Annotated in this window: 1 protein-coding gene; it reads right to left on the bottom strand. The window is 65.9% G+C overall.

Annotation, left to right across the window (positions count from 1 at the left end):
- Window positions 1-644: polysaccharide deacetylase family protein (locus tag AC0V2Y_RS27570; RefSeq protein WP_475418279.1), on the bottom strand; the 644-nt coding region annotated here is incomplete at its 3' end.
- Window positions 645-747 lie beyond the last annotated feature (103 nt).

Below are 747 nucleotides of genomic sequence, written 5' to 3' on the forward strand. Positions count from 1 at the left end.
TGCCTGACCAGTTCGAGGCGCTCTGGCGTCATGTGCCGGCGTCCCCCGTATGGATAGCCGAGCACGACGCTTTCGAGTCCCAGTGCGTGCCGCAAATCGTCACGCGAGCGCGCCAGTTCGTGGCGAACGACGTCTTCCGGTTCGGCCGCGCAGTCGATATGGTTGACGGTGTGGGAGCCGATCAGGAAACCCTCGTCGCGCATCGCGCGCAGCTGTTGCCAGGTCATCATCGGTATCGCCGGGTTGCCCCGTCGCGCGTCGTGCGGAAAGGCGCGCCCGGTGCCAATGAAGCCGGTGGCGACAAAAAATGCGCCGGGAATCCGGTGCTTCATGAGGATAGGCACGGCGTTGGTGTAGTTGTCCAGGTAGCCGTCGTCGAAGGTGACGCATACCAGCGGGCGGGGCGAGGCGGGGATTGATTCGAGCCTCAGCGCCTGCTCGATCGGCAGCACCGTGCAATGCTTGCGCAGCAATGCCATTTGCCGGTCAAACTGTGCGATTCCGACGCTGAGATTGTCGCGCGCGCTATCGCTGACGCGATGGTATAGCAGCACCGTCAGGCGTGGCGCGAGCGCGCGTGTCAGGCCGAGACGCCCCAGCACCGATGCGCCAGCCGCTGCGCCATCCTTGAGCATTCTGCGCATGGCGTGGCCTCCGGGCCGCTGGCCACGCAGCAGCCTGGCGTCCAGTTCGGCCACCTGTGCCAGGCTGGGTTTTCGATAGGTCGCGCCGCCCCCTGCTTGCGTC

It is taken from the genome of Janthinobacterium sp. BHSEK (assembly GCF_056174685.1).